Origin of the sequence: Aerolutibacter ruishenii, from assembly GCF_007830115.1 — a bacterium.
GTDB lineage: Bacteria > Pseudomonadota > Gammaproteobacteria > Xanthomonadales > Xanthomonadaceae > Aerolutibacter > Aerolutibacter ruishenii.
Genome location: NZ_VLKP01000003.1, coordinates 174,593 through 196,933 on the forward strand (window position 1 = coordinate 174,593; position 22,341 = coordinate 196,933).

A 22,341-nucleotide genomic window follows, 5' to 3' on the forward strand; every position below is an offset into this window, starting at 1 on the left:
ACCTTGCGGCGCCCTTCGTGGCTTGCATCATCCGCGCTGGCCGTGACCGCCGCCGGTGCGACCGCCACCTGGACGGCCACCACCACCTGGACGGCCGCCGCCGCGCGGGCCTCCCGGACGAGGGCCGCCGCCGGGACGATTGCCAGCCGGCCGGCCACCGGGCTTGCCACCGCCCGGACGGTTGCCGCGCGGGCGGTCACCGTACGGATTGAAGCCGCCCGGATTGGCGTGGTCGGACGGGAACGACGGCGCGTTGCCGGGATGGCCGTACGGCTTGGCCGCGCGCTGCGGCTTGCCTTGGCCGCCACCCGGACCGCGGCGCTCGCCGCCGAAACCGCCACCAAAGTCGCCTTGGCTCTCGCCACGACCGTAACCGCCGCCAGCACCGACGCGGCCACCCGTGCCGGCACGCCCGCCCGGACCCCCGCTGCGGCCACCCGGGCCACCGCTACGAGCCCCGCCGGGCTTGCCACCCTTGTCGCCCCACGGCTTCTTCGGGCCGCGCTGCTCCGGGTTGCGGTGGCCGGTCGGGCCGGTGTCCACGCCCTCGGGTACGTACCAGGTGCGGAACGCGGCCGGGCTGCCTTCCGGCAACTTGGGACCCTTTTCCTTGCGCTGCTTGAACGGCTTCTGCGAGGCCTTGGCCGCCATTTCGCCGCTGACCGTCAGGCCGCCGTGCGGCTTCTTGCCGCCACGGCCGCGACGGTCGTCGCGCACGTGGTCGAAACGGCGCAGCTCGCGGCCTTCATCGGCGGTGTTGTGGCCGCCCACGTAACCGTGCGTGCGCTCGCCGCCCAGGTGGATGGTGGACTTGGCCGCCTTGCGCTGGCCGATCACCGGCTGCAGCGTCAGCGCCGAAGGCGTGCCGTCTTCCAGGCCGAGCTTGGTGCGCAGCGCCTCGACGCGGTCGGCTGGCAGCTCCTGCGACTGGCCGCGCAGCAGCGGCTGCGGCAGGGTTACCTCGCCGTAGCGGATGCGCTTGAGGCGGCTCACCTGGCAGCCTTGCGACTCCCACAGGCGGCGCACTTCGCGGTTGCGGCCTTCCTTGACGACCACGCGGAACCAGTCGTGCGAATCGGTGCCGCCGATGGCCTCGATCTCGTCGAACTTGGCCGGGCCGTCGTCCAGCGCAACGCCGCGGCGCAGGCGGTCGACGATGTTCTCCGGCACGGTGTCCTGGCCTTCCGGTGCACGCACGCGACAGACGTACTCGCGTTCGACTTCGAACGACGGGTGCATCAGCGCGTTGGCCAGCTCACCGTCGGTGGTGAGCAGCAGCAGGCCGGTGGTGTTGATGTCCAGGCGGCCGATGGCGATCCAGCGCGCGCCCTTCAGCGCGGGCAGGGCTTCGAACACGGTGGGGCGACCCTCGGGGTCTTCACGCGTGGTCACTTCGCCTTCGGGCTTGTTGTACATCAGCACGCGCGACGGGTCGGTCAGCGCGCTGGCGACGAACTGGCGCCCGTCGATCTCGATCTTGTCACCGCTGGTGATGCTCTGGCCTACCTGCGCGGTCTCGCCATTGACCTTGACCAGGCCGTCGGCGATGCGCTGTTCCAGGGCGCGGCGCGAACCGAGTCCGGCCTGCGCCAGCACCTTGTGCAGGCGCTCTTCCAGCTTGGGTGCGGTGGCTTCGGCGGCGGTTTCGGTGCCGCGCTTGAGCGTGAGCTTGCGGCTCTTCTCTTCAGTCATGGTTCTCTTGCTCCGGCGCGTCCTCGTGGGAGGCGGCCTCTACTTCGGGAACGGTCGTCGTCGCGACGGCGTTGTCTTGCTCGTGATCGTTCTCGTCCGCCGCGCGCTCGCCCGGCGCGGCTTCGGGGGTGCCCATGGGGGCGGTGTTTTCTTGGTTAGCGCTGGCAGCGACGTCATCGATCGGCACGCCAGTATTGTTATCGCCGCCATCTTCGTCATTCGGCGCATCGTCCGCATTGCCGATACCGCCCGCTGGCAGCGGCGCATCGCCCAGTGCCAACTGCGGCTCCAATTCGCCGATGTCCTTGATTTCCGACAATGGCGGCAGCTCGTCCAGCCGCTTCAGCCCGAAATAGTCGAGGAAGCCCCTGGTGGTGCCGAACAGCGCCGGGCGGCCCGGCACGTCACGGTGGCCCACCACGCGGATCCACTCACGCTCTTCCAGCGCCTGGATGATGTTGCTGCTGACCGCCACGCCGCGGATCTGCTCGATCTCGCCGCGGGTGATCGGCTGGCGGTAGGCGATCAGCGCCAATGTCTCCAGCGTGGCACGTGTGTACTTGGTCTTGCGCTCGGTCCACAGCCGCGCCACCCATGGGTGCACGTCGACCTTGACCTGGTAGCGGAAACCCGACGCCAGCTCGACCAGCTCCACGCCGCGCTCGGCACAGGCGTCCTGCAGCGTCTGGATTGCCTGCGCCACGGCGCCACTCGGCGGCGGCTGGTCCTCGGGGAACAGCGCCTGCAACTGCGCCAGCGACAGCGGCTGGTTGCCGGCCAGTAGGGCGGCTTCCACGATGCGGGTGATGAGGTGTTGGTCCATTCGCTCGTTTGCTATGGGGCGGGGTGGGCGGGTGCCCGACTCAGTTGTCCGGATCGTTGGCGGCGGGCTCGTCATCGAACTCGCTGGACAGTTCCAGCGCGTCCGGTGCGTCCTGGCCGATCACCAGCGACTTCACGTAGATCGGTTGCAGCGGGGCTTCCTGCACGATCTCCACCATCTGCTCCTTGGCCAGCGTCAGCATGCCCAGGAAGGTCACTACCACCCCGAGCTTGCCTTCCTCGGCGGTGAACAGCGACTCGAAGCGGTGGAAGGCGCCATCGCCCAGCCGCTCCAGCAGCTCGGCCATGCGCTGCCGCACACTGAGCGCATCGCGCTTGATCGCGTGCTGGGTGAACAGCTCGGCGCGCTTGAGCACGTCGTGCAGGGCGAGCAACATCTCCTTCAGGTCCACCGGCGGCGGCAGCTTGACTGCCGCGCGGTCCGGCACGAAGGCCTGCGCCGGGGTGGTGTCGCGGTCCTGGCGGGGCAGGGCATCGATGTCCTCGGCGGCCTTCTTGAAGCGCTCGTACTCCTGCAGGCGGCGGACCAGCTCGGCGCGCGGATCATCCTCCTCGCCCTCCTCGGTGGTGGCGCGCGGCAGCAGCATCCGCGACTTGATCTCGGCCAGCATGGCGGCCATGACCAGATAGTCGGCGGCCAGCTCGAAGCGCATCTCGTGCATGGCCTGGATGTAGTCGACGTACTGGCGGGTGATGTCCGCCACCGGGATGTCGAGGATGTCCAGGTTCTGCCGGCGGATCAGGTACAGCAGCAGGTCCAGCGGACCCTCGAAGGCCTCCAGGATGACTTCCAGCGCGTCCGGCGGGATGTACAGGTCCTGCGGGATCTGCAGCACCGGCTGCCCATGCACCACCGCCAGCGGCATTTCCTGCTGCTGGGGGGCGGTCGCCTGGGATGCCGCGGCGGGCACCGATGGGGGCGTCTGAGCGTCCTGCCCGGGGGCGTCGGTCGCTTCTGGCGCGTTTTCGTTGGTCATCAAGAGCCGGCCCCCTCGGGCCTGCGGCACTGCCAATGCGTCGGAACGGGCGACCGGTCGGCCACCTTCAAAGGTGCTACGGACAGCTGAACGTCTTTGCCATAGGCCCCAACGGGCCTGGCTCGCGCGCCAGGTCTTGGCGGGCAGCAGTCAGGGAGGCGCTGGGCATGGGCCGGGAACGGGGCGAACCGTGGTGGGGCACGGGAAACCGCGGGGGCAGGCGCCGGAGCCGCGGGCATCGCCGCCTGACGGCCTCAGGCGATTGATGCCAAGGGTACGGGGTTGGGGGTGGGACTGTCCAGTCATGAGCTGTGCCGCGTACTGACTACAATTCAGGCTGGGCCTGTGATGGCAGGTCGTTACTTATAAGGAGCTGGGCCGCATGTGGTACGTGATCGAAGGTTATGACGGCGAGGATGTGCTGACGCGGCGACTGGCCGCCCGCCCGGACCATGTGGCCCGCTTGACCGAATTGCGCGACGCCGGTCGTCTGCTGCTGGCAGGCCCATGCCCGGCCATCGACGCCGAAGATCCGGGCCCGGCCGGTTTCAGCGGCAGCCTGATCGTGGCTGAATTTGAATCGCTGGACGCGGCCCGTGCCTGGGCGGACGCCGACCCGTACGTGGCTGCCGGTGTCTATACCCGGGTGGATGTGCGTCCGTTCCGCAAGGTGATGCCATGAACCGTGGTCCGCTACCACGCGAGGAACGGGTGGCGGCGATCCGCGCAGCGATCGAGGCGGCGTTGCACCCTGTCTCGCTGGTGGTGGAGGACGAGAGCCATCTGCATGCGGGGCACGAAGGTGCCCGTGATGGGCGAGGGCACTTCCGGGTGGAAGTGGTCAGTGACGCGTTCCAGGGCATGGGCCCGATCGCGCGGCACCGGGCGGTGTATGCGGCGGTAGGTGACCTGATGGCCACCGATATTCATGCATTGGCGATTGTGGCCAAGGTGCCGCCTGCAACTTTGGCTAAAGACTAGTCGCGGACCCAAGCGTTACGTAATGTGAAGCGCACGCCGGCCGAGCGACAGCGGCCTCGGCGTCACGGTATAACACGACCAGCGTGGGTGAAGGCGCCGCCGGCGGCCTGCTCGGCGAGTTCGCACTGGGCGTAACGACACGGCTTAGAGGTGGGGATCTGACTGGTCCGGTGACCATTGCCAGAACGTCGCACCGTAGCTGCTGCCTTCGATTTCAGGGAGAGTATCCCCCTGTTTGAAGTAACAGCGACTGCTTTGCTTGGCTGGGGTGAACCACCAGCCGGATTGAGGGACCGGCTGCCCGGCGGCTGCCCGTTCAACACGCTCCTTAGTCGAAGATTCCTGGTGCTCGTGGGCGTTTTCGCGCATATAGTCGAAACTGCCCTTCAAGGCGACGAAGAAGTCCCAGTCGGCGAGTTCCGGGGCGGGAAAGCTGAAATCCATCATGTAAGCGGTCAGGTAGGGCGTTTGATCGTAAATGTGACGGTAGATCAATTGGCCATCTGCCTCGTAGATGCTGAACTGCATACGGCCGGCAATGGCGTGTCCCGATACGTCAGCGGCATCTTTCAGTTCTGCGTAGCGCTTGCCGTCGATCTCAATACGGGTGCCGTCACTGTCCTGGAAGTAGAAGCGAGTGCGGTCGCTCGACCAATACACGAAAAATCGCTTGTTGCCGCAACTGCTTCCTTTCCCATACTTGAGATGCATCTCGTCTGATTCGTCGAGATAGTCCCCGTATAGTTTTTCGGAAATGTCGACAAGCGCGGTTCCGTCCGGCAGCTCGTCTTTGCCAACAATTCGGTACTCGCCGGTATCAGGGTTGAAGTCAATTACAGGTTTAGCCCGGAGGCAATTTTCAAGCCACATGTTGCGCCTCATATCCTTCGGGTTCTTGCGATTTCTGCTTCAATCGCACGGGTTAACTGTACATCACCTGCCTTCCTTGCTTGAGCTAGTTTTCCTTGCAAGCTCATCAAACGCTTTATGGCTTCCAGCAACTCCTCTTTTCGTTTCCAGTTCTTTGCTTTTATTGCCTCGCTGTACTCGAGCACCTTGTCCCACGGGAAGTCATCGCCGCCGGCCTGTGTGGCGTTGCGGATCGCCGTTGCGTCGTCCACTTGCACGCGCTCGTATTGCTTAGTTACTGGATTTTTTCTTCTGTAGAACCAACCATTTCCGTCCGAGCTTTGCTGATAGTAGGGGCCGAGCTCATCGCCGTATTTATCCTTATTTCGGCCGTAAATCACCTCCCTAAGGTCGGGATCGGTGCGCTCCTTGAAGTCCAGGCCGATCTTGCGGCGGCGGGCGGTTGCCATCTCGGCGATCTTGGCTTCGCTCTTTCCGGCCTTGCGCATTTTGGCAGCATCTTGGTCAATACGTTTGACCGCCAATTCATACTCTTGGCGTAGTAGCGGCTTGCTGCTGTGGGGAAGGTGCACAGTGTCGTTGCTGTGCCCTGCAATATTTTCCTTTTCGACGCGCTTGAGGAGGTCGTCAACGCCCTGCTTGAGGCGCTGCATGGCCTCGGGAATCTTGACCTCGCCCATGCGCTGGAGCATGCGGATCTGTGCCTGCACGATCGCGAGATCCTTGACGTGCGTACCGAGGAGTTTTCTGGTCAGCCAGCCAGTACGTACCAGCTCAATTCCTTCAAGGAGGCCGAACATGATTCTTCTGAATAATGACGAACATTCATTTGAGAACCGCTGCCAGGGCAAGGTCTTCAGGTACTTCACCGGATCCCCGTAGCCGCGGCCGCGGAGGAAGGCAAGGATGCTGCGTATCGCGCCAACCGCCTCGTCTCCGCCCTTTCTCAGGAACTTCAGAACAAACCGAAAAACACCCTTCACCAGATCGCCGGCACCTGGAACAAGGCCAATCAGGGTCACTACCAAGCCAACCCATAGCAACGTGTCCTCGGGATCCTTGTGCAACTTCTTCAAGTTGGCGCAGATGTCGCGCACATCCATGATCTGGCCGATCACGGGAATGCAGCCGATCACTGTGCCGATGATGATTTGAGCGACACTTGGATCGTCGTTGAAGTCCCCTTCAATCAGGCCAAAGAACCAGTCCAATGCCTCGTTACTCATCGCTTTCCTTCCTTGGTTGCGATCCACCAATCACTTGTTCAACTCCTCAATCGCCTGTGCGGCTGCGAACAGGGCGATCGCCGTTTCGGCGTCGATGCGCCGGCCCTTCAAGGGATTGTCCAATTGTTCTGTGTCTTCGGAGCGGTGTGGCTTGTACGCTCTGGCGTCTTCACCGAACTGCACGTTGACGGGGCCCGAAGGAACATCGTCAAGCTCAGCGATTCCCTTCTTGTTTAATTTTCCTTGGCGCTTACTACCGTCAGAAAATGCAACCAGGTACTCAGCATTCTCAGTGGGTTCGCCGTCGCAGTAGTTGCGTTTCAAAGTGAGGTGTGATTGCATTTTGTTGCGACTCCGCGGCAATCCAATCAGGTCTGCGGCAACGCTATCGCCCCCGAGAAACGGATTCTCACTGGCCTTGACCGTGAAATCCCCCGGGCACGCGAAGGTGATGTCGCCACCCTCCAGCGTGATCGCGGTCTGCCCCGCCTGCAGAACGATCTTCTCCTTCGCCAACACGTCGATGCGCTCGTCGGTGGCAGTGACCGTGACGCTTTGATCCGCCAGCAGTTCCAGCGTGCCAGCGTGCGCCTGCACGCTGACCGGATCATTGGCCGCAATCGTGCGAATGGGCCCTTTTTGTGCAAACAGTGCGACGTGGCCGCCGCTGACGCCGGCGAAGGTATGGCCGGCTGCCAGGTGCGTGTCGTCCTGCGCGGTCAGGTGCAGGTGGCTGCCGGCGTAGGCCAGTGCGCTCTTGGGTGTAGCGAAAGCCAGGCTGTCAGGGCCTTCGGTCAGAAGTGCGGCGGTACTGAACGGATTGGGTGAAGTGTCGGCTTGCTCGCCGGACGCAGAATCCGCGTTCGGCGCGTCCACGACTTCGATGAGTGCACTTTGCGGCTCATTGGCCTGCAATACCGGCACGTTGTGTTGACCCAACGCCTCGCTCAGCGCCTGTGCCGTCTGCTCAGCTCCGCGCAGCTGGCTGACCGCTTCTGCGGTGTCCAGTTGTGTGGAAGCGGCGTTACCCCGTGCCGTGGTCGACAGCAGTACCCCTTGGCCACCCCGCAGGTTGCCCCAGCCCAGCGTCGCCACATCAAACCCTTGGCCCCGTAATCCACCGCGGTGCGCATTGCCATGTTGGACTAGGTAGCCCAGCTCCACCCGGCTATCGGCCAGCGTGGTATGCAGTCGCTGGCGCAACTGGCCGGGCGCGTCATCCATCAACCACTGCTGGGTGCCGCTTGCGTCCAGCGATTGCGTGTGCAGGCCACTCAGTGTGCCGATGTGGTTGGCTGACGAATCAATGCCCGCCGCGTACGGCGGAGCGACATCGCCATTGAACAGTTGACCCGTGACCACGGGCTGGTCGATGTCGGCATGCAGGAACTCGACCAGCACCTCGCTGCCGATGCGGGGCAGGGCGTGGCTGCCCCAGTTGGGGCCAGCCAGCCACTCGGCCACGCGCACCCAGGTACCGCCGGTGTGGTCGCCGGGCGCATGACCGTCGCCGTTGTCGCCCGTGTCCGTCAGGCCGCCCCGATGGGGCTGGGCGCCACGCTGCCACGGGAACTGGATGCGCACCTGATGGTCGCGCGACGAAGTCACCACTGCATCCGGCAAGCCGACGACCCGTGCCGTTTGCGCCCCACTTGCCAGCGGTCTTGCTTTCGCCACCGGGACAATCGGTATTCCCTTCGCAACCGCAATGAAGCGGTTGCGATAACTGCCCCGTTCCAGCGCTGACACGCCAAGCAGTGCGACGATGCCGCTGCCGAGATTGTTGGCCCCGCTGTGTTCCACGGCCAGGGGCACGAATTGTTGTCCCGAGTGCTCAGGATGCTGAAGCAGGGTGAAAGCCTTCCCGTGGGCCAGTCCGCGCTCGCTGCCTGCGCCGAATTGCATCGATTGCGGCAAACGGAGCCCATCGAGCTGCAAGGTGCTCGCCTGTTCGGCCTCCGCGCGCCCGGCGAATCGACCCGCACGGTCGGCCACGTAGACTTCGCGGCTTGCTGTGCCGACGGCGCTGTCACGGACTTCACCGGTTGCGGAAACAGCCTCCACCTGCGCGGCATCCCAGCTCGCCATCGCCACGGCGTCGGGCGCGAGCGAGCGCTGCTCGCCAAAGTGGCTAATGGCGTCCAGCGTCTCTGTTGCGTTGATCCGGTGGAATCGCGCTGTGCCCGGTTGCGCGGTGGGCGCCTCGGCGTCCCGGTCGAACACCACCAGCGTGTGGCCTGCGGGAGTCGCGCTGTGACTCCTGCCGGTGGCCGTGCCGTCGAGACCTTCATCATGGTCAAACCGCCACGCCAGGCCATTCTCCGCCAACAACCGCGTGACAAATTCCCAGTCACTTTCCCGGTACTGGGTGGTGATGGCGCGCTGCTGCATCGGCTGGGTGACTTCCGAGCGCCACGCGGCTTGCGGATATTGGGCGAACACCTGCGTCAGCACCCCCAGCACATCCTTGTCCTGGAAGATCAGCGCGTTGGTGCGCAGCCGCAACAGCGCGGTCCAGGGCTCCAGAGTCAGTCGATAGCGAGCCAATCCACCATCGCTACCCAGCTCTGCGGCATGCGTGCACAGGCCATGCCACACGCGCTGTCCCCCGTCCGCCCGGCGCAAGCGCAGGGCGGCGGGCTGGCCCAGCAGGGGGGGCAATGGCACGAAGGCGCTCGGTGAGAGGCAATCGACCTCGAAGCGGAACCCCTCGCAGACGGCCTCGCGGCCTTCGAACCGCTCGGGCACGAAGACGCCGGGGAGGGCGCAGTCGAGTTCAATCAGGCGGGCATCCTGCGAAAGCAGCTTGCCCAAGGCAGCAACGGCGTCGTGCGCCGAATCGATCCAATCCATGGCGATATCAACCAAAGTCCGTTTGGTGGTGCTTGCCCGCGGCACCAGTCCACCGCGGCATGGGCGGGAGGATAGCACTGCCCAGCGCAGTTGGGGCGGCGCTCGCATGGCTTGGTGCGCCGCTGCGAAGCGCCGCTATACTCACCTGTGAGGCTGCGCGATTCGCAAATGCGAATGCAAGTAAATCAATGACTTGCAGAGTGGTCTTGCCCCAGTTTCGACACCAACGGCAGCGCCTCCGCGCTGCGCCAGAGGCCTCCTCGACGCATGCGTCTTTCCACCATCAAGCTGTCCGGTTTCAAGTCCTTCGTCGATCCCACGACGCTGCACCTGCCCACAAACATGACCGGCGTGGTCGGTCCCAACGGCTGCGGCAAGTCCAACATCATCGACGCCGTGCGCTGGGTGATGGGCGAAAGCTCGGCCAGCCGCCTGCGTGGCGATTCGCTGACCGACGTGATCTTCGCCGGCTCCTCGGCGCGCAAGCCGGTGTCGCAGGCGATGGTCGAGCTGATCTTCGACAACACCGACCACACCATTACCGGCGAGTACGCCGCGTTCAACGAGATCTCGGTGAAGCGCACGGTCAGCCGCGACGGGCAGAGCAGCTACTATCTCAATGGCGCCAAGTGTCGCCGCCGCGACATCACCGACCTGTTCCTCGGCACCGGTCTAGGCCCGCGCAGCTACTCGATCATCGAGCAGGGCATGATCAGCCAGATCATCGAGGCCCGGCCGGAGGACCTGCGCGTGTACCTGGAGGAGGCCGCGGGCATCTCCAAGTACAAGGAACGCCGCAAGGAAACCGAGACCCGCATCCGCCACACCAGGGAGAACCTCGATCGCCTCAACGACCTGCGCGAGGAGGTTGGCAAGCAGCTCGAGCACCTCAAGCGGCAGGCGCGGCAGGCCGAGCAGTACCAGGCCATCCAGGCCGAGCGCAAGGTCAAGGATGCGGAGTGGAAGGCGCTGGAACACCGCGGCCTGGACCAGAAGCTGCAGGCCGCGCGCGAGAAGCTCAACCAGCAGGAAACCCGCCTGCAGCAGTTGATCGCCGAACAGCGCGAGGCCGAACGCGAGATCGAAACCGGACGCGTCAAGCGCGAGGAAGCCGCCGAGCAGCTGAACAAGGCGCAGGCCGCCAGCTACGAGGTCAGCGGCGCGCTGGCGCGCATCGAACAGCAGATCCAGCACCAACGCGAACTTTCGCAGCGATTGCAGCGCGCCCGCGACGAGGCGCAGAGCCAGCTGTCCGAAATTGCCGCGCATATGGGCAGCGACCAGTCGCGCCTGGACGTGCTGCGCAACGCCATCGAACAGGACGAGCCGCGGCTGGAGCAGTTGCAGGCCGAGGACGAGGCCCGCCAGGAAGCCCTGCGCGAGGCCGAGACCCGCCTGCACGACTGGCAACAGCGCTGGGACCAGCACACTCGTTCACAGTCCGAAGCGGCCCGCGCCGCCGATGTCGAGCGCACGCGCATCGAACACCTGGATCGCCAGGTGCTGGACGCAGACCGTCGCCGCGAATCGCTGGCCAGCGAGCGCCTCGGCCTGGATGTCACGGCGCTGATGGAGGCGTTCGAAGGACTCACCGAGGAGCACGAACTCAAGAAGGCGTCGCTGGACAGCCTCAGCGACGAACTGGAGACCCGCAAGCGCACCGTCTCCGACATGCAGGAGCAGCAGCGCGCGACGCAATCCGAGCTCGCCGAGGTGCGCAAGAACGCACAGGCCGCGCGTGGCCGCCTGTCCTCGCTGGAGACGCTGCAGCACGCCGCATTGGGCCAGGAGCAAGGCGCCGCACTGACCTGGTTGAAGGCGCGTGGCCTCGATTCCGCCATGCGTGTGGGCGAGAAACTGCAGGTCGAGCCGGGTTGGGAAAACGCTGTCGAAGGCGCTCTCGGTCAGCTGATCGAAGGCGTGCTGGTCGAGTCGCCCGAGACGCTGGTCGACGCCATCGGCGAGTTGGGCGAAGGCCGCCTCGCGCTGGTCGACCCGCATAACGATGCCGTGGACTTCGCGCCGACGTCGCTGGCTTCCAAGGTGCGTGGCCCCATCGCCATCCGCCGTATCCTCGCCAAATTGCACGCGGCCGAGGACCTGCATGCCGCGCGTGCGCTGCTGCCCGGCTTGGGCGATGGCGAGTCCGTCATCACCCGCAACGGCGAGCGCCTGGGCGCGGGCTGGGTGCGCGTGCTGCGCTCCGGCGCGGCCAAGCAGGGCGCGTTGCTGCGCGAGCGCGAGATCCAGTCGCTGCGCAGCGAGATCGAGACGCTGCAGGAGCGTGAGCGCACGCTCGAAGCCACGCTGACCCAGCTGCGCGACCGCATGCTGGCCACCGAGCAACAGCGCGAGGACGCGCAGCGCACGCTGTACATGGCGCACCGGAGCGTGTCCGAGCTGGCCGGGCAGTTGCAGAGCCAGCAGGGTCGACTGGACACCGCCCGCAACCGCATCGACAAGATCGAAACCGAACTGGCGCAGTTGGCGGAGTCCCTGGAAAGCGGCCGCGAACAGGCCCGCGAAGCCCGCATGCGCCAGGAAGAGGCGGTCATGCGCATGGGCGAGCTGGAAGATGCCCGCCAGGCGCTGGAAGCCGAGCGTCGCAACTTTACCGAAGCCCGCGACCAGGCCCGTGCGATGGCCCGCGAGTCGCGCGATACCGCTCATGCGCTGGCGCTGACGCTGGAATCCCAGCGTGCCCAGATCGTCGGCCTGGCACAGGCGCTGGACCGCATGGGCGGCCAGCGCGGCCAGCTCGACAGCCGCCTGGAGGAACTCGTCACCCAGTTGGCCGATGGCGACTCGCCGGTGCAGGAGCTGGAAGAGCAGCGCCAGGTGGCGCTGGAGCGCCGCGTGTCGGCGGAGCAGGAGCTCACCCAGGCCCGCACCACGCTCGATGGCGTCGACCACGACCTGCGCCGCTTCGAGCAGACCCGCCAGCAGCGCGACGAGCAGGCCCTGCAGCAGCGCGAGGCCATCGGCCAGCGCCGCCTCGACCAGCAGGCGCTCATCCTCAAGGCCGAAACGCTGGTGGCCGCCATCACCGAGGCCGGCTTCATCCTCGATGACCTGGTCAACACCCTGACCGACGACATGGACGCCGAGACCTGGGGGCGCAGCGTCGGCGAGCTGGACGGCAAGCTGCGCCGCCTGGAACCGGTCAACCTGGCCGCCATCCAGGAGCATGCCGAGGCCGCGCAGCGCAAGGACTACCTGGATTCGCAGCACACCGACCTGACCACCGCGCTGGAGACGCTGGAAGAGGCCATCCGCAAGATCGACCGCGAAACCCGCGGCCGCTTCAAGGACACCTTCGACCGGGTCAACAGCGGTGTGCAGGAGCTGTATCCGCGCCTGTTCGGCGGTGGCCACGCCTATCTGGAGCTCACCGGCGAGGACCTGCTCGACACCGGCGTGGCCATCATGGCGCGCCCACCGGGCAAGCGCGTGTCCAACATCTCCCTGCTGTCCGGCGGTGAGAAGGCGATGACCGCGGTGGCGCTGGTGTTCGCCATCTTCCGCCTCAACCCGGCGCCGTTCTGCCTGCTGGACGAGGTGGACGCGCCGCTGGACGAGGCCAACGTCGGTCGCCTGGCGCAGATGGTCAGCGAGATGAGCGAGCAGGTGCAGTTCCTCTTCGTCACCCACAACAAGGCGACGATGGAAGCGGCGCACCAGCTTTCTGGCGTGACCATGCGCGAGCCGGGCGTGAGCCGCCTGGTGTCGGTCGACCTGGCCGAGGCCACGCGCCTGGCAGGCGTGGCCTGAGTTCCTGACGTTGCCGTACTATTCCGCCTGAAAGAAAACGGAGTTGCTGATGTCGGACATGACCTTGCTGCGGATGGGCATCCTGGTTGCAGGCCTGATCCTGATCGCCGCCATCTTCTGGTTTGGTCGCCCGCGCAAGCCGGGGCAGGGCAAGCGCGTGCCGCGCAATGCCGCGTCGACCGAGGCCGAAGGCGGGCGCCTGGAGCCAACGCTGGGCGAGCAGATCGAAGCCGGTCTGGCCGAAGGCGAAACGCGCGGCGGCGAGGTGGCCACCCAGGTCGAGCTCGACCTCTTCGATCGCACGCTGGAGAGCGGCGGCGTACCAACCACGGAGCTGGGCAAGCGTGCCAGCGAAGCTTACGAAAAGATCGTCACGGTCTATCTGGCGGCGCGGTCGGGGCAGACCCTGAATGGGCCGGACATCGTCGTCGCCGCCGAGAAGGCAGGCCTGGTCTACGGTTACATGGGCGTGTTCCACCGCCTGGTGGAGCGCCGTCCCGAGCAGGGGCCCGTTTTCAGCATGGCCAACATCAAGCCCCCCGGCAGCTTTGACATGAGTGCGATCCAGTCGCTCGAAACGCCGGCCGTGGCGTTCTTCCTGACCCTCCCGGCACCCGTTCCCGCGCTGGAGGCCTGGGAAACCATGCTGCCGACCGTGCAGCGCATGGCCGAACTGCTGGACGGCGTGGTGCTGGACGACCAGCGCAACGCCTTGGGTCGGCAGCGTATTGCCCATGTGCGCGACGAGTTGCGCGCGTATGACCGCCAGCGCGAAGCGCCGCCGTTGACCAGGTCGGGGCGCTGGTAAGCCCACACCGTCCGCCAACCCGATGAGCGACATCGCTGTCCGCATCGCCGAGCTTCGCAAGCGGCTCGAGGATGCCAACTATCGCTATTACGTGCTCGACGATCCGTCCATCGCGGACGCGGAGTACGATCGGCTGTTGCGCGAGCTGGAGTCGCTGGAAGCCGACCATCCCGAGCTCAGCTCGCCGGATTCGCCTACCCAGCGCGTCGGCATCGCGCCGGCGGGTGCATTCGCCGAGGTGCGCCACGCCATTCCTATGCTCTCGCTGGGCAACGCTTTCAGCGACGAGGAGGTGCATGACTTCGTCAGCCGAATCGAGGAGCGCCTGGACCGCCATGCGCCGCGCTTCTCGGTGGAGCCCAAGCTCGACGGCCTCGCCATCAGCCTGCGCTACGAACACGGCCGCTTCGTACGGGGCGCCACCCGCGGCGACGGTGCCACCGGCGAGGACGTGACCGCCAACCTGCGCACGGTCAAGGCCATCCCGCTGCACCTGCGTGGCGAGGGCTGGCCCGATGTGCTCGAGGTGCGCGGCGAGGTCTACATGCCATTGGCCGCGTTCCGCGCGTACAACGAGCGCGCGCTCAAGGGCGGCGGCAAGGTGCTCGCCAATCCACGCAACGGTGCGGCGGGTTCGCTGCGCCAGTTGGACCCGCGCATCACCGCGCAGCGCCCGCTGGCGTTCTATGCCTACGGCGTGGGTGGCGTGGAAGGCGCGGACCTCCCGTCAACCCACTCGCAAACACTGGCGCAGCTCAAGTCGTGGGGATTTCCGGTCAGCGCCGAAAGCGGCGTGGTGACCGGTGCCGAGGGCCTGCTGGGCTATTACCGCGCGATGGGCGGCAAGCGCGACGGCCTGCCGTTCGAGATCGACGGCGTGGTCTACAAGCTGGACGACTACGAAGGCCAGCGCGAAATGGGCTTTGTCTCCCGCGCGCCACGCTGGGCCATCGCGCACAAGTTCCCCGCGCAGGAGCAGCAGACCCGACTGGTCGGCATCGATATCCAGATCGGCCGAACGGGCGCCGCGACGCCGGTCGCGCGCCTGGAGCCGGTGCAGGTGGCTGGCGTGGTGGTCACCAACGCGACCCTGCACAACGCCGACCAGATCGCACGCCTGGACGTGCGTGTGGGCGATACCGTCATCGTGCGCCGGGCTGGCGATGTGATCCCGGAAATCGTGCGCGTGGTGCCAGAAGACCGCGCCGCCGACGCACCGGTGTGGCAGATGCCCACGCAGTGCCCGGTGTGCGGCTCGGAGATCGTGCGCGAAGAAGGCGAGGCGGTCTGGCGCTGCTCCGGTGAACTGTCGTGCCCGGCGCAGCGCAACGAGGCCATCCGCCACTTTGCCTCGCGCCGTGCCATGGACATCGAAGGCCTGGGCGAGCGCTTCATCGAGGATCTCGGCGACCTCGGCTACGTCACCTCCGTCGCCGATCTCTACCGGCTGACGCTGGACGACCTGCTGGAAATGAAGCATCGCGCCGACGCCGCGAAGCAAGTCCCCTTGGGGGACGAACGCGACGGCACCACACCGGAAACGGTCAAGGCCGGCAAGGTCGCCAGCAAGTGGGCCGAAAACCTCATTGCCGCCATCGACCACAGCCGCGATACCACCCTGGAGCGCTTCCTGTTCGCGCTGGGCATCGAGCACGTGGGCGAGAGCACCGCCAAGGCGCTGGCGCAGTGGTTCGGTGACCTGGCGCTGATCCGCCGCCTGCCGTGGCCGCTCTTCAAGCGCGTGCCGGATATCGGCGGCGAGGTGGCACGCGCCATCGGCCACTTCCTCGACCAGCCCGGCAACCAGCGCGTGATCGACGAACTGCTGGCCGGCGGCGTGACACTGCGCGACCAGCATGCGCCATCGCCCAAGCTGCATGGCGGACTCGAATTCGCCACGCTGCTGGTGGATCTGGAGATTCCGAAGATCACCAAGGTTCGTGCGGAGCAGCTGGCCTCGGCGTTCACCGACGCGGCGGCACTGCTGGACGCACCCCAGCACCACTTCGTCAGCGCCGGGCTGCCGGCGGATACCGCCAAGGCGCTGGCCGACTGGCTCGCCGATGACCGCCACGCCGCGCTGCTGTCCGCCGCCGATGCGGCGAGGCAGGAGCTGCGCGCCATCACGCCCGAGGCCGTCGCCGGTGGTGCAAGCGTGCTGGAAGGGCAGACCGCGGTGCTGACCGGCACCCTGGCCGCGCTGACCCGCGACGACGCCAAGGCCCGGCTGGAGGCGCTGGGCGCCAAGGTGGCCGGCAGCGTGTCGAAGAAGACCTCGTTCGTGGTGGCCGGCGAGGCCGCCGGCTCCAAGCTGGACAAGGCGCAGGAACTGGGCGTGGAAGTCTGGGACGAAGCCCGCCTGCTGCAGTTCCTCGCCGAGCATGGCCTCGCACCGTGAGTGACTGGCAACCTTCAGCCGGTTTCGAGGCCCTGCGGCTTCGAGCGGCGGTGAACGCCGCCCTGCGCGACTTCCTGGCCGAACGCGGGGTGGTCGAGGTGGAGACGCCGGTGATGTCGATGGCCGGCAACACCGAGCCGAACATCGCCTCCTTCCCGCTGCAGTTCAGTGGCCGGACCGAGGGCGGTCCGCGCACCCGCTGGTTGCGCACGTCGCCGGAGTATCCGCTCAAGCGGCTGCTGGCGGCGGGTTTCGGTGACTGCTACGAATTGGGCCGGGTATTCCGCGATGGCGAAGCGGGTGGTCGCCACAACCCCGAGTTCACCATGCTGGAGTGGTACCGGGTGGGCTGGGATCACCTCCGGCTGGTCGAAGAAGTGGCCGACCTCGTGAACGCGGCGCTGGCCCTGGTCGGTCGCCGGGCCAATCTCGTCCAGACCACCTATCGCGACCTTTACTTGGAGCGGTTGGGTCTGGACCCGATGACCGCCGCGGACGCCGAACTGCAGGCGGCGCTGGGCGACGTGGCCATCGACCCGACCGGCCTGACCCGCGACGACTGGCTCGACCTGCTGATGACCCACTGCCTGCAACCGGCCTTCGCGCCTGACACGATGCTGGCGGTCGTCGACTACCCGGCCAGCCAATGTGCCCTGGCGCGGATTCGACCCGGCAACCCCGCCACCGGCAATCACCCCGTGGCCGAGCGTTTCGAGCTGTACCTGGGCCCGCTGGAACTGGCCAACGGCTACCACGAACTCGCCGACCCGGTGGAGCAGGCCGCCCGTTTCCAGCGGGACGCCGCCGTGCGCCAGGCCCGTGGCCAGGCCGTGCCGCCGCGTGACGAGCGCCTGCTGGCATCGCTCCACGCCTTGCCTGATTGCGCGGGCGTAGCGCTTGGCGTGGACCGGCTGATGATGGCCCTGCAGCAGACGCCGCGCATCGCCGACGTGCTGGCCTTCGACTTCTTCCGCGCCTGATGCCAAGCCTCCACATGAACGCGGGATGATGGCTGTCGCGGAAAGAGAATGCCGCATGCCTGCATTCACGTAGTCGCGGTAGAGTGGAGTGGTACAGACGCAATCGCAGGGGGTTCGCTGATGCACTGCAGCAACGTCGCCGGTGTCCTGCTGGGACTGTTCGCGCTGGCCGTCGTGCCCGGCGCCGCAGCGCAATACGGCGGTGCCCCGGATACGGGTACCGTCCGGTGCGAATCGCGCGATGGGCGACTCCGTGAATGCCCCGTCGACGTGAGTGGCGGGGTGCGCCTGGTGAAGCAACTGTCGCGCGCCGATTGCGAACGTGGTCGTAGCTGGGGAGTCAGCCGCGACGGCGTGTGGGTCTCGGACGGGTGCCGCGCGGCGTTCGCATACGGCTACGGAGCCGGCGACGATGGCGGCGCGGCGCCGGGTAGCCGCGATCGCACGCTGCGCTGCGAATCCAAGAATGGGCGCTGGAAGCATTGCTCCACCTCCGCCGAAGGCGCCCACATCGAGTTCGTCCGCCAACTCTCGCGCGGTCATTGCCTGCGCAACCAGACCTGGGGTGTTGACGCGCGCGGCGTCTGGGTAAGCGGCGGGTGCCGTGCCGATTTCCGGCTTGTCACCGCGGAAGAAGCGCCCCGGCGTGACGACACCAAGCTGGTGCGTTGCGAGTCCATCGACGGGCGTCGGGAACACTGCCCGATCAGCACGCGGGGTGGCGTGCGCATGGCCCGGCAACTCTCGCGGACCAATTGCGTTGAAGGCCACAACTGGCGCTTCGATCGAAACGGCATCTGGGTGGAGGAAGGGTGCCGCGCCGATTTTGAAATCGGTCGCCGCAGTGCCCAGGACTCGGAGTTGGGCCGCAGCGATTGAGGCCCTCCGGCGCCGTGCCGCGGCGGCCGCGTTAGAATTGGCGGATGAACGACACCCGCCTCGACTACGACCGTTACGACCGCATTCGCCCGATCCGCTGGACCGGCTCCGCGCTTGAGCTGCTGGACCAGCGCAAGCTGCCGTTCGTGGTCGAATACGTAACCTGCACCGACAGTGCGGCGGTCGCCGAGGCCATCCACTCCCTGACCGTGCGTGGCGCGCCTGCCATCGGCATTGCGGCCGGGTGGGGCGTCGTGCTGGCGGCCCGTGATGTCGAAGCGGCCAACGGCGCCGAGGCCGTCGCGAAACTGGAGCCCGCGATCCAGCAGCTCAATGCGGCACGCCCCACGGCGGTGAACCTGGCGTGGGCATTGGCGCGCATGCGCAGGTCGTTGGCCAACGCAGGCGCGGACTGGCGTGAAGTGCTCGCGCGCGAAGCACAGGCCATCGCCGACGAGGACCTCGCGGCCAACCGCCGCATGGGCGAACTGGGCGCAGGGTTGATCGCGCCGGGCAGCGACGTCATGACCCATTGCAACACCGGCTCGCTGGCCACCGCGGGCTTCGGCACTGCACTGGGCGTGATCCGTGCCGGCGTGGCGCAGGGCCGCATCGCCAAGGTGTACGCGGGCGAAACGCGCCCGTGGCTGCAGGGCGCGCGCCTGACCGCTTGGGAACTGCAGCAGGACGGCATCGCGCCCACGCTGGTTGCAGATGCCGCGGCCGCGCACCTGATGAAAACCGGGGCGGTGGACTGGGTGATCGTCGGCGCCGACCGGATCTGCGCCAATGGCGATACCGCCAACAAGATCGGCACGTATTCGCTGGCCATCGCCGCACGCCACCACGGGGTCAAGTTCATGGTGGTCGCGCCCTCGTCCACGGTCGACATGGCCACTGCATCCGGCGATGCCATCCACATCGAGGAGCGGGATCCGGGCGAAATGTTCGCCATCGGCGGGGTGCGCACCGCTGCCCCGGGCATCACCGCGTGGAACCCGGTGTTCGATGTCACGCCCGCGGAACTCATCGACGCCATCGTGACTGAAAAGGGTGTGGTCGAGCGGCCCTCCGTGGCGTCGATGAAGGCCACGTTCGGCGGTTGATCCGCCGGCTTTGCGCCGGAGTGGGGATGATTCGCTCCGGATGAGCCGTAAGTCGCTGTTTCTGCGTGGAAAAACAGCGTCAATCAGAGGGCGTGATGTGATAGGATTGAATGTCCTTTTCGCATGCCCTGGAACGGCTGCCGGAGCGACGCGATCCGGCCTGCCGGACGCGCCCGCGCGGCGGCGTAGACAGCGGCTCCGATCACCGCAGAACACGGAACCCTGATGGCCGAACTCGCCAAGGAAATCATCCCGGTCAACCTCGAAGACGAGATGCGCCGCAGCTACCTCGATTACGCCATGAGCGTGATCGTGGGACGCGCACTCCCCGACGCCCGGGACGGCCTCAAGCCGGTGCACCGTCGCGTGCTGTACGCGATGAACGAGCTCGGCGCGCACAGCAACAAGCCCTACTACAAGTCGGCGCGTATCGTCGGTGACGTCATCGGCAAGTACCACCCGCACGGCGACACCGCGGTGTACGACACGCTGGTGCGCATGGCGCAGCCGTTCTCGCTGCGCTACATGCTGGTGGACGGCCAGGGTAACTTCGGCTCGATCGACGGCGACTCCGCCGCGGCCATGCGTTACACCGAAGCGCGCATGTCGCGCCTCAGCCACGAGCTGATGGCCGACATCGACAAGGAAACGGTCGATTTCCAGCCCAACTACGACGAGAAGGAACTGGAGCCGACGGTCATGCCGACCCGGATCCCGAACCTGCTGGTCAACGGTTCGGCCGGCATCGCGGTGGGCATGGCCACCAACATCCCGCCGCACAACCTGTCGGAAGTGATCGACGCGACCATCGCGCTGATCGACAACCCGCTGATCGACGTCGACGGGCTGATGGAATACATCCCGGGTCCGGACTTCCCGACCGCGGGCATCATCAACGGCACCGCGGGCATCATCGCGGGGTACCGCACCGGTCGCGGCCGCGTGCGCATGCGCGCCAAGGCCGAGATCGAGGTGGCCGACAACGGCCGCGAAGCCATCGTCGTCACCGAGATTCCGTACCAGGTCAACAAGGCCCGGCTGATCGAGAAGATCGCCGAGCTGGTCAAGGAAAAGAAGCTCGAAGGCATCAGCGAGCTGCGCGACGAGTCCGACAAGGACGGCATGCGCATCTACATCGAGGTCAAGCGCGGCGAGTCCGCGGAGGTCGTGCTCAACAACCTCTACCAGCAGACCCAGATGGAGTCGGTGTTCGGCATCAACATGGTGGCCATCGTCGATGGCCGCCCGAAGCTGCTGAACCTCAAGGAATTCCTCGAGATCTTCGTGCGCCACCGCCGCGAGGTGGTGACCCGCCGCACCATCTTCGAACTGCGCAAGGCCCGCCAGCGTGCGCACATCCTGGAAGGCCTGACGGTCGCGCTCGCCAACATCGACGAGATGATCGAGTTGATCAAGACCTCGGCCAACCCCAACGAGGCGCGCGAACGTATGCTGGCGCGCACGTGGGAGCCTGGCCTGGTGGGCGCGCTGCTGGCCGCCACGGGCGCTGAGGCATCCCGCCCCGAGGACCTGCCGCAGGGCGTGGGGCTGGTCGATGGCCGTTACCAGCTGACCGAAACGCAGGCGCAGCAGATCCTGGAAATGCGCCTGCACCGCCTGACCGGGCTGGAACAGGACAAGCTCACCGACGAGTACAGGCAGCTGCTGGAGACCATCCGTGGCCTGATCGAGATCCTCGAGGATCCGAACGTGCTGCTCGAGGTGATCCGCACCGAGCTGCGCAACGTCAAGGAAGAATTTGGCGACGCGCGCCGCAGCGAGATCCGCCAGAGCGAGGAAGACCTCGACATCCTCGACCTGATCGCGCCGGAAGACGTGGTCGTGACGCTGTCGCATGCCGGCTACGCCAAGCGCCAGCCGGTGACCGCCTACCGCGCGCAGAAGCGCGGCGGCCGGGGCCGCAACGCCGCGGCGACCAAGGACGAGGATTTCATCGACCAGCTGTGGCTGGTCAACACGCACGACACGCTGCTGACCTTCACCAGCGCTGGCCGCGTGTTCTGGCTGCCGGTGCACCAGTTGCCCGACGCGGGGCCGAATGCCCGTGGCCGCCCGATCATCAACTGGATCGCGCTGGAGGAAGGCGAGAAGGTGCAGGCCGTGGTGCCCGTGCGCGAGTACGAGGAAGGCAAGTACGTCTTCTTCGCCACCCGCAACGGCACGGTGAAGAAGACGCCCTTGACCGAGTTCGCGTTCAGGCTGGCGCGCGGCAAGATCGCCATCAACCTCGACGAGGGCGATGCGCTGGTCAACGCCGAACTGACCGATGGCAACCGCGACGTCATGCTGTTTGCCAGCAACGGCAAGGCCGTGCGCTTCAACGAGGACGAGGTGCGCGCCATGGGCCGTACCGCTACCGGCGTGCGCGGCATGCGCCTGGCCGAAGGCGAAGGCGAGGGTGACGACGCCACGGCCGGTGCCAGGGTGGTCAGCCTGATCGTGGTCAATGGCGAGGGCGACATCCTCACCGCGTCCGAGCACGGTTACGGCAAGCGCACGCCGCTGCAGGAGTATCCGCGCAAGGGCCGTGGCATCCAGGGCGTGATCGCGCTGAAGACCACCGAGCGCAATGGCGCGCTGGTCGGTGCGATACAGCTCAGCGAGCAGCACGACGTACTGCTCATTTCAGACGGCGGCACCCTGGTACGCACCCGTGCAGCCGAGATTTCGCAGGTGGGCCGCAACACCCAGGGCGTGACCCTGATGCGGCTGGCCGCGGGCGAGACGCTGCAGGCGATCGAACGCCTGGATGCCTCGCTGGATGATGACGATGGCGGCGATGTTGACGATGCTGCTGGCGCCAATGAAGGCGCGATCGGAGGCGACGAAGCGCCCCCGGCCACATGAAGCATGGACCGGGCGCGCCGGTCCGCGCACGACTGCGGTGAAATGCAGAAGCCCCGGTAAAAGCCGGGGCTTCTGCATTCCATGGTCGC

15 protein-coding genes are annotated in these 22,341 nt (G+C 66.6%); 9 read left to right on the top strand and 6 right to left on the bottom strand.

Features of this window, described 5'->3' with window-relative positions; genetic code table 11:
• Positions 1 to 27: 27 nt before the first annotated feature.
• Genes IP93_RS04875 through IP93_RS04885 form a run of 3 tightly spaced genes read right to left on the bottom strand, consistent with a single transcriptional unit; the run spans position 28 to position 3,512 of the window.
• The gene (locus tag IP93_RS04875; protein WP_144812745.1) at positions 28 to 1,692 is read right to left on the bottom strand and encodes a pseudouridine synthase; all 1,665 of its coding nucleotides are present in this window, start codon (positions 1,690 to 1,692) and stop codon (positions 28 to 30) included.
• Positions 1,685 to 2,515: an SMC-Scp complex subunit ScpB gene (gene scpB / locus IP93_RS04880; protein ID WP_144812748.1), complete on the bottom strand. Its 831-nt coding sequence runs from the start codon at positions 2,513 to 2,515 to the stop codon at positions 1,685 to 1,687. The genes IP93_RS04875 and scpB overlap by 8 nt, the downstream gene beginning before the upstream one ends.
• Positions 2,516 to 2,555: 40 nt before the next feature.
• Entirely contained in the window at positions 2,556 to 3,512 is a 957-nt protein-coding gene (locus tag IP93_RS04885; protein WP_144812750.1) for a segregation and condensation protein A, read from the bottom strand.
• A 382-nt stretch (positions 3,513 to 3,894) separates the two neighbouring features.
• Between IP93_RS04885 and IP93_RS04890 the strand changes: the two genes are divergently transcribed.
• Both IP93_RS04890 and IP93_RS04895 read left to right on the top strand, forming a co-directional pair.
• A complete protein-coding gene (locus IP93_RS04890; RefSeq protein WP_144812753.1) occupies positions 3,895 to 4,194 on the top strand; it encodes a YciI family protein in 300 nt (99 codons plus the stop codon).
• Entirely contained in the window at positions 4,191 to 4,493 is a 303-nt protein-coding gene (locus IP93_RS04895; protein WP_144812756.1) for a BolA family protein, read from the top strand. The genes IP93_RS04890 and IP93_RS04895 overlap by 4 nt, the downstream gene beginning before the upstream one ends.
• A gap of 144 nt (positions 4,494 to 4,637) precedes the next feature.
• Here the strand turns inward: IP93_RS04895 and IP93_RS04900 are convergent, their stop codons facing one another.
• The 3 genes from IP93_RS04900 to IP93_RS04910 are packed head-to-tail and all read right to left on the bottom strand — an operon-like array spanning position 4,638 to position 9,442.
• The gene (locus IP93_RS04900; protein ID WP_144812758.1) at positions 4,638 to 5,363 is read right to left on the bottom strand and encodes a hypothetical protein; all 726 of its coding nucleotides are present in this window, start codon (positions 5,361 to 5,363) and stop codon (positions 4,638 to 4,640) included.
• Positions 5,364 to 5,371: 8 nt separating this feature from the next.
• Positions 5,372 to 6,589 (bottom strand): hypothetical protein, encoded by a 1,218-nt coding sequence (locus IP93_RS04905; protein ID WP_206751977.1) that lies wholly within the window; start codon positions 6,587 to 6,589, stop codon positions 5,372 to 5,374.
• Positions 6,590 to 6,619: 30 nt separating this feature from the next.
• On the bottom strand, positions 6,620 to 9,442 hold the full coding sequence (locus tag IP93_RS04910) for a type VI secretion system Vgr family protein (RefSeq protein WP_144812764.1): 2,823 nt from the start codon (positions 9,440 to 9,442) through the stop codon (positions 6,620 to 6,622).
• Between the two features lie 267 nt (positions 9,443 to 9,709).
• On the opposite strand from IP93_RS04910, the gene smc reads away from it, so the two are divergent.
• From smc to gyrA, 7 genes are all read left to right on the top strand, one after another.
• Positions 9,710 to 13,213: a chromosome segregation protein SMC gene (smc, locus tag IP93_RS04915; RefSeq protein WP_144812767.1), complete on the top strand. Its 3,504-nt coding sequence runs from the start codon at positions 9,710 to 9,712 to the stop codon at positions 13,211 to 13,213.
• Between the two features lie 49 nt (positions 13,214 to 13,262).
• Positions 13,263 to 14,021, top strand: coding sequence for a cell division protein ZipA (zipA, locus tag IP93_RS04920; protein WP_144812770.1), 759 nt, complete (start codon positions 13,263 to 13,265; stop codon positions 14,019 to 14,021).
• A 22-nt stretch (positions 14,022 to 14,043) separates the two neighbouring features.
• A complete protein-coding gene (gene ligA, locus IP93_RS04925; protein WP_144812773.1) occupies positions 14,044 to 16,419 on the top strand; it encodes an NAD-dependent DNA ligase LigA in 2,376 nt (791 codons plus the stop codon).
• Positions 16,416 to 17,399, top strand: a complete 984-nt coding sequence (epmA, locus tag IP93_RS04930) for an EF-P lysine aminoacylase EpmA (RefSeq protein WP_144812776.1) — start codon at positions 16,416 to 16,418, stop codon at positions 17,397 to 17,399. Before ligA ends, epmA begins: the two co-directional genes overlap by 4 nt.
• Positions 17,400 to 17,447: 48 nt before the next feature.
• Positions 17,448 to 18,278: a DUF3011 domain-containing protein gene (locus IP93_RS04935; protein ID WP_144812779.1), complete on the top strand. Its 831-nt coding sequence runs from the start codon at positions 17,448 to 17,450 to the stop codon at positions 18,276 to 18,278.
• Positions 18,279 to 18,322: 44 nt separating this feature from the next.
• Positions 18,323 to 19,384, top strand: a complete 1,062-nt coding sequence (gene mtnA, locus IP93_RS04940) for an S-methyl-5-thioribose-1-phosphate isomerase (RefSeq protein WP_144812782.1) — start codon at positions 18,323 to 18,325, stop codon at positions 19,382 to 19,384.
• Positions 19,385 to 19,609: 225 nt separating this feature from the next.
• The gene (gyrA, locus tag IP93_RS04945; RefSeq protein ID WP_144812784.1) at positions 19,610 to 22,252 is read left to right on the top strand and encodes a DNA gyrase subunit A; all 2,643 of its coding nucleotides are present in this window, start codon (positions 19,610 to 19,612) and stop codon (positions 22,250 to 22,252) included.
• Positions 22,253 to 22,341: the final 89 nt, after the last annotated feature.